Annotated in this window: 3 protein-coding genes; 2 read left to right on the top strand and 1 reads right to left on the bottom strand. The window is 63.7% G+C overall.

Annotated elements, in window-relative coordinates:
- Nucleotides 1-50: 50 nt before the first annotated feature.
- Both VI480_RS14620 and VI480_RS14615 read left to right on the top strand, forming a co-directional pair.
- Nucleotides 51-5,309, top strand: coding sequence for a DUF3320 domain-containing protein (locus VI480_RS14620; protein WP_323673598.1), 5,259 nt, complete (start codon nt 51-53; stop codon nt 5,307-5,309).
- A complete protein-coding gene (locus VI480_RS14615; RefSeq protein ID WP_323673597.1) occupies nt 5,306-5,467 on the top strand; it encodes a hypothetical protein in 162 nt (53 codons plus the stop codon). The genes VI480_RS14620 and VI480_RS14615 overlap by 4 nt, the downstream gene beginning before the upstream one ends.
- An 80-nt stretch (nt 5,468-5,547) precedes the next feature.
- Here VI480_RS14615 and VI480_RS14610 read toward each other — a convergent pair whose 3' ends face one another.
- Complete coding sequence (locus tag VI480_RS14610) at nt 5,548-6,960, bottom strand: HNH endonuclease signature motif containing protein (protein ID WP_323673596.1); 1,413 nt, start codon at nt 6,958-6,960, stop codon at nt 5,548-5,550.
- Nucleotides 6,961-7,038 lie beyond the last annotated feature (78 nt).

Below are 7,038 nucleotides of genomic sequence, written 5' to 3'. Positions count from 1 at the left end.
TGCTGCCCGCCAAGATCGACCATGACGCCGCCAGCGACAGTTGGCGGCTGATGGCGTCCGCTGACGCTGAGCCCGCTCTCAATCCGGTGCTGGCGGTCGCATTGAAGCAGTTCTACGACATCAGCCTGCCGACGCTCGACCTGCTCGAAAACGACAGTTGCGACAGTGTGCTCGACGCGGTTCGTGATGCCGTTCGTCTCGCTTCGCCTGACACGAGCGCGTGGGCTGTCGATGACACCGTCGTGCTGGACACATTCCGCTTCCACAATGAGGCCATCGTTCGCGATCTGGAAGAGAACGAGAGCCAGATCGCCGATCATGATCTGATCCAGTTGCTCGTTGAAGGGCAGACGAGCGAAATGCCCGAGGCCGTCGACTTCGAGGCGGTGCCAGAACAGGACTTGGACGAGAAGCACCCTCCGGAGCAGCTTGCGTGCGTCTTGGATGCCGACGCTTCCCAGCGCCAGTGCATCATCGCCGCCCGGGCGGGCCACAGTTTCGTCATGAGCGGGCCGCCCGGCACCGGCAAGTCGCAAACGATTGCCAATTGCATCGCGCAGCTCCTGCACGACGGAAAGACGGTGCTGTTCGTCTCGGAGAAGGCGGCCGCGCTCGACGTTGTGCTCGAGCGTCTTCGCGCTCTGCATCTCGACGAGTTCGTGCTTGAGCTTCACAGCCATAAGGCGACACGCAAGGCAGTCGCTCAGGAACTCGGCTCGGCGTTGACGAAGCGCCCCAACGCGCCTGTTGGCGTGAGCGAGGGCGATCGAGACCGTGTCGCCGAACTGCGTCGAATGCTGACCGACCACGCAATCGCTGTCAATGAGGTGCGCCAGCCCCTTGGCCGCAGTGTCCACGAAGTCGTCGGCGAGATTCTCAGCGTCGATTCGCTTCCGATTGCCGCACTGGCGACGCTCGAGGCATCCGACCTGTCGGCCGGACGATTGCGGAGCATGCTCGAACAGGCGGAACGACTGAGCGCGAACTGGTTGCCGTTTGAGCGAGGAGATGAGTTTCTCTGGCGAGACATGGTCCGAGATGGCTCATCTCGGGCGAGCGTTGTTCACTGTCGCACCCTTGTACAGGACCACCGGTCGGCCGTGGCGGCTCTTCAGGAACTGTGCCAAGAGATCCAGGAGGAGCTGTGCATCGTGGAGCGACCCGCTCCCGGCGACCTCGATTGGTTCTTGGAGTTGATCGAGCTCATTGAGCGCCGACCGTCAGTGTCGCCAGACTGGCTGGCAGTCAGCAGCCTCGAACCAGCAACAGAGCATGTTGAGCATGTGGCCGGACTGATCGACGAGTTGCGCAGGGTGGAGAGCGACTTGGACGCATGGCGGGCTGATTGGCGAGAACTCGATCCTGCAGCATCTGACCGGCTCCGGCAGGCCTTGGCAGCGGCGGAAGAGCTGAGCCCGCAGTTGAGCGCCTTGCGGGACCGGGCAGTGTCCGAGCTTCGGGAAGTTCGGTCTGCATTCGACGCTGCAGCCGGTCACATCGAGGCAGCTCGAGAGCACGCGTCGCCGCTGCTCGATGCCTTCCAGTTTCGCGATGAGGCCACCGTGGAATCGTTGGCGGTACTCGCCGAGGTGGGCAAGCTCGCCGACTCGGCCTCGCTGCCAGAACCGAATTGGTGCGATGGGGCGGGGCTGCGCACGGCGCGCGCTGCAGCAGCTGCACTCGAGCCGCTGATCACGGCATGGCGCAAACAGGCCGACGACTTGGCCGACACCTTCACACGTGACGTGCTGGAGCTCGACATCGCCAGGATGCGGCAGAGATTTCGGGCGTTGCACAAGGGCGTGCGCAAGCTCGGCGGCGAGTACCGGAACGACAAACGAGAAATCGCGTCGGCATCGGTGATTGGCGCCTACAAGAAGGAGTTGATCGAACGTCTCGATGACGCCGCCGAGTGGCAGCAGACCGACCGCGAACTGCAGGGCGCAATAGATCATCACGCCAGTGCTCTTGGGGAGTACTGGCGTGGTGTCGATCACACGGACTTCGAGCAGATCGGCCGCGCGATCGCAGTCGCTGACCGAGCGATTGAACGGTTGGGAAACCTGATCAGCCGGATCGACCTCGACCGCGTCGTAGGCCGCGGTTCTGAGCTCGGCGTGGTCGCAGCAAGGGCCGCGGAGCAAACAGCCAGCGAAATCGAGCGATATCGAGGCTGTCGGTTGGCGACGGTGGAGCGACGAGCGATCGGTGAGCTTCAGCACACTGCGGTGCCGACCGCCATCAAGTGGTGCCGAGACCAGAGTGCAGCCCTCGGTGACATCGATGCGGTCGTCACAGATGTGGTTCTGATGGCTGACAACTCCGTCACGGTGGGTGAAGCAGCCGGGATTCTCGGCAAGAGGGCCGAGCACGAGAGACTGGAGGCACAAGCCGGGGAGTCGATCAGTCCCCTGAGCGCGCTGTTCGCCGACTTGGAGAAGACGCCGCAGGCTGAGATGTTGCGCGAGGCATCGTCGTGGGTGCGTCAGGTTCGAGGCCACTTCGGGATGAAGGACCCCGGTGGCGGTGACGAAGTCGCCCTGCTGCCGGAGACGGCCGCTGCGGTGATGGCAACAGCCTTCACGATGGCGCGTGTCGCCCAAGTGTTCGATCGATCTGTGCATTCAGGCGAACGGCTGCTCGGGCTCTTCGAGGCGGACAGGTCGGCCTCGATTCGCAAACGGCTGGCAGAGTCGTTCGATTCGGCATACGACTTGTTGGATGAGATGGCATCAAGTGTCGAAGAGGTCGATGTCTGGACACACTTCGTCGAGTCTCAGCGGCAGCTTGCACAGCTCGGGCTCGAAGCGGTGCTTGATCTCTGCAAACGTCGCGCCGTCGAGGCAGCGGACATCCCGCGCATTGTCAATCACTCGGTGCTGCGACGCTGGGTGGACGACGTGATGGATCGCGATCCCCGACTGAGGCAAGGCACCGACCTTGATCACCATCGGATTCGCCGGGAGTTTCAGCAGCTCGACCGAACGCTCATTGAGATGTCAGTATCTGCCGTCATCAACGCGTGTGCGCAGCGCCGACCGATGTCGGTGGCCGGCGGAGCGGGCCACATCAAGCACCAAGCGCAGCTATCAAAGCGGCACTGGCCCGTGCGGAAACTGCTCGGCGAAGCTGGCGATGCGGCTCAACGGCTGAAGCCCTGCTTCATGATGAGCCCGCTGTCCGTGTCACAGTTCCTGCCTTCGGATCTGCAATTCGATGCAGTCATCTTCGACGAGGCCTCCCAAGTCACTGCAGCCGATGCGGTGAACTGCATCTACCGCGGTCGCCAGCTCATTGTCGCAGGCGACGACAAGCAGCTGCCACCCACAAATTTCTTCGCCAAGGCGATGGACGATGATGCACTCGACGCCGCAGACGACGATCTGCGCGACTTCGAGTCGATCCTCAAGCTCTGCAAGGCTCAGAGCGTCCCAGAGCTGATGCTGAGGTGGCACTACCGCAGCCGCCACGAGACATTGATCACCTTCTCGAATCGCAGCTTCTACGACGGGGAGTTGCACACATTTCCCAGCGCCGATTTCGACGTGCCAGATCTTGGTATCGAGTTCATCCGGGTTGACGGCGTCTACCGAGGTGGACGCGGAATGCCGAGGGACAATCCCGAAGAGGCCGCGAAGACTGTCGAGCGTGTGCAGTATCACCAGCGGCATCACCCGAATCGGACGGTCGGTGTTGTGGCACTGTCGTCCGCGCAACAGGACGCCGTGGAACGCGAGTTGGAGCGCCGAGCGCGAAGCGAGCCAGAGTTGAGAGGCCTGCTCGATAGCGACGACCGCTTGTCGGGCCTCTTCATAAAGAACCTGGAAACCGTCCAGGGTGACGAGCGCGACATCATCATCCTCACCGTGGGCTACGGCCCAGACGAAAACGGCAAGCTCACGATGAATTTTGGGCCGCTCAACCGCAAGGAAACCGGCTGGCGTCGGCTCAACGTCGCAGTTACGCGTGCCCGGAGGCGAGTCGAAGTCATCACCTCGGTCTCCGCCGGAGACATCGTCTCGGACAACCCGTCGATATTGCATCTTCGGCGCTATCTCGACTACGCCGAGCGCGGCCCAGCAGCGCTTGCTCTCGAACCTGCTGCTCCGCAGGGCGCTGTCGAGAGCCAATTTGAAGCAGAAGTGCTCGCCGCCGTGCGACAGATGGGCTACGAAGCGGACCCACAGGTCGGTGTCGCCGGATATCGAATCGACATCGGCGTCCGCCATCCCGAACGACCCGGTGTGTACGTGCTCGGAATCGAGTGCGACGGTGCGAGCTATCACTCGTCGAAAGTCGCACGGGATCGTGATCGGTTGCGACAAGACGTGCTTGAAGGTCTGGACTGGACGATCTACCGCATCTGGAGCACGGCGTGGTTCAAGAATCGTCCCGCGGAAGAGGCCAAGCTCCGTGAGGCAATCGAACGAGCCGTCGAAGCATCATCGGTCGCCAACCCATTTGACGTGCATTCTGGCGAAGTCTCTGATGGCGCCAAGGATGCGGCGTTCGAGCGCGGCACCGCAGGTGCGTCGGCACCCGTCAGAGATAGCGGTTCATCTGCTGCCGCCGGAGCGGCTCCCGACGACGCTCCGGAGGATCGTGACGAAGCGGCGCAAGTGCGCTACACGGAGGTCGACTTTGACGCGCTGCCAGCTTGGGCGACGCAATACGAAGAACCTCGGGTCCCTTTCATTCTTGAGCCCGGCTGGGAATTCCACGACGAGATGTCCCGACCGGTCATTGTCGCTCAAGTAGGCAACATCGTGGAGGAGCATGCGCCGATCCACCGAGAGGACGTTCTGCGCGCTGTTCGGGAAGCTTGGCGACTTCAACGCGCCGGAAAGCTCATCAGCAAGGCGTTCGATGAGGCCATCCAACAGGCGCGGAGCGTTGGGAGCCTCGTGATGCGCGGCGAGTGGCTGTCGCGCGTGGGCGCTGAAGTGGCCGTACGTGTCCCGAGATCGTCCGATTCGCCGCGCCGCGAAGTGGCGCGTGTTCCCCCAGCAACCCACTGCGCTTGGTGGACTGAATCACGACGAGATGGGCAGGAGCTATGGAAAACGCCGATGATCCGACTTCGGGTCGGCCCTGCTGCTCCAGCCGCCAAGTCCTCGATTCGCTGTTCGGAGAGTCGCGGCTGGCCCAGATCACTTACGAGTCGATCGAAGAGATGTGCGTCGGCGACCTGTTGTGCGCGGCAACGCTCGGGCCCGATTCCGCATGGCGGGACGCCGAAGGCACCATCGACGGCATTGGCAGTGCTGGAATGCTCGCCAAGCTCCTGGTCAGGAAGCCTGACGCCATGAAACCTGATGGAGTCGACCGCCTGTGCAGGTGGCTTCGAGCCTTGGCGAACCGCTTGGAGCATCAAGCATCCGGTGCAGCCGACGAGGATGCTGCACGGACACGCGAGGTGGTGCGGGACTTCTTCGAGCACCTTGATCGCAACGTCGCAGGTCGTTAGTTCTTGCCGGCTGAATCGTCGCCGCCGTCACCAGGGTTGACATCCATCGCGGCATTTCTGCCTGCTGCCCACGCGACCGGCTAAGGGCCTTGTGCTGCGGCCGGATCCCTATGTGGATCGGGCCCGGGTAGGTCGCTGTCGGCAGGTTCGGGGGGCCTCAGGCGGGGTCGGCCGTTGGGCGGTGTGTGGATCTTGCGGTCGTGGGTGTGGAGGTCCCGGTGGCAGGGCTGGCACATCGAGGCAAGGTTGGGGATGTCGGTAAGGCCGCTGTCTTCGAAGTAGTCGATGTGGTGGGCTTGGGTGTGCTCGGAGGTGAGTTCGCAGCCGATGCAGCCGCCGTCGCGCACCGCAAGGATGAGGCGCTGGGCGTCGTTGGCGTTGCGTGTACGCCCCAGTGCAAGTTCTGACCAGTCTGCACTGAACATCGCGGGCAGCACCTTGGCGTCGATGGCGTGCTCGACGAGCATCTGGGCTGACAGGGGAGTGCCGTCGTCGAGGCGGGGACTGACGAGCCGATCGCTTGTGGCGTCGTAGTCGGCAACGATGATCAGGTTGTTCTTGGCATGGCGTGCCGAGGCGGTGCCGGCGACAAGCTCGCTGAGCGCATCGGCCAGCAGTTGGCGGCGCGTCGGCATCGGACTGTCGCTGTCGGCCTCGCCGTTGCGCCTGTCCCCGCCGGTTGGACCGGAGTGGGTGGAATCGGCGCTGCCGGCATCGAGTTCGGCGCGGCGGCGCAGCGACCGGAGTTGGGCTTCGAGCGCAGCGCTGAGCTCGCGCCCGGTGAGGAAGTCGAACTTGCCGCGCAGATGCCACATGCCGTCGTCGCCCATGCGCAGCGACGCCGAGCGCTCGTGACGCTGCAGCGCCAGTTCCGCATCGATGGGGCTGAGGCCGTTGGCGACGGCCTCAGCCGCGAGATCAGCTTCGACCTGCTGGCTGCGGTAGGCGAGCGGGTGCCGGGCGATGGTGTCGGATGGGTATGCGCGGGCCAGCTCCAGGAAGTCCTTTTCGCTGCGGCGGTGCTTCTTGGGGGCTTCGCGGGCGATCACCTTCGCATGGGACATGTGGATCTCGCCGGCTCGCATCGCTTCGAGCGTGTCGGTGAGTCCTTCTGAGGCCAGGCACTCGGCCAAGCGGGCCTCGCAGCGCGCCTGTGCGCAGTTCATGCGCGTCTGATCGCGCAGCACATATGCGGCGGCTTGTGCACCATTGCGCGCTGCCAGCTCGCCAACGGCCGCCAGATAGCGGCCCTCGACACGGGCACGCTCGGACGCCAACTCGACCACGAGCTCCTTGAGCTCTTGACTGTTCAACGCCCCCAGATCGGTGCCAGAGCAACCGGCCACGTCTGTCGCAGCTTCGCTGCCGGCCCACACCGCTGCCTCGTGCGGCCAAGCCGACCCAGCGCCGGGCCACGCAGCCGTCGTGTCGTCACCGTCGTCGTGCGCTTCCCCGTAGCCGGGAGCGAGTTCTCGCACAACGTCGCCGAACATGAAGAGAGCATACACACGTTTGTCAACAATTGCAAACACTCGCGCGCATCAGCTTGAGGAATCTCTGTGGCGCAGGCC

Source organism: Candidatus Poriferisodalis multihospitum, from assembly GCF_028283155.1.
Lineage (GTDB): Bacteria > Actinomycetota > Acidimicrobiia > Acidimicrobiales > Poriferisodalaceae > Poriferisodalis > Poriferisodalis multihospitum.
This window is presented reverse-complemented; position numbering and strand designations above follow the sequence as displayed.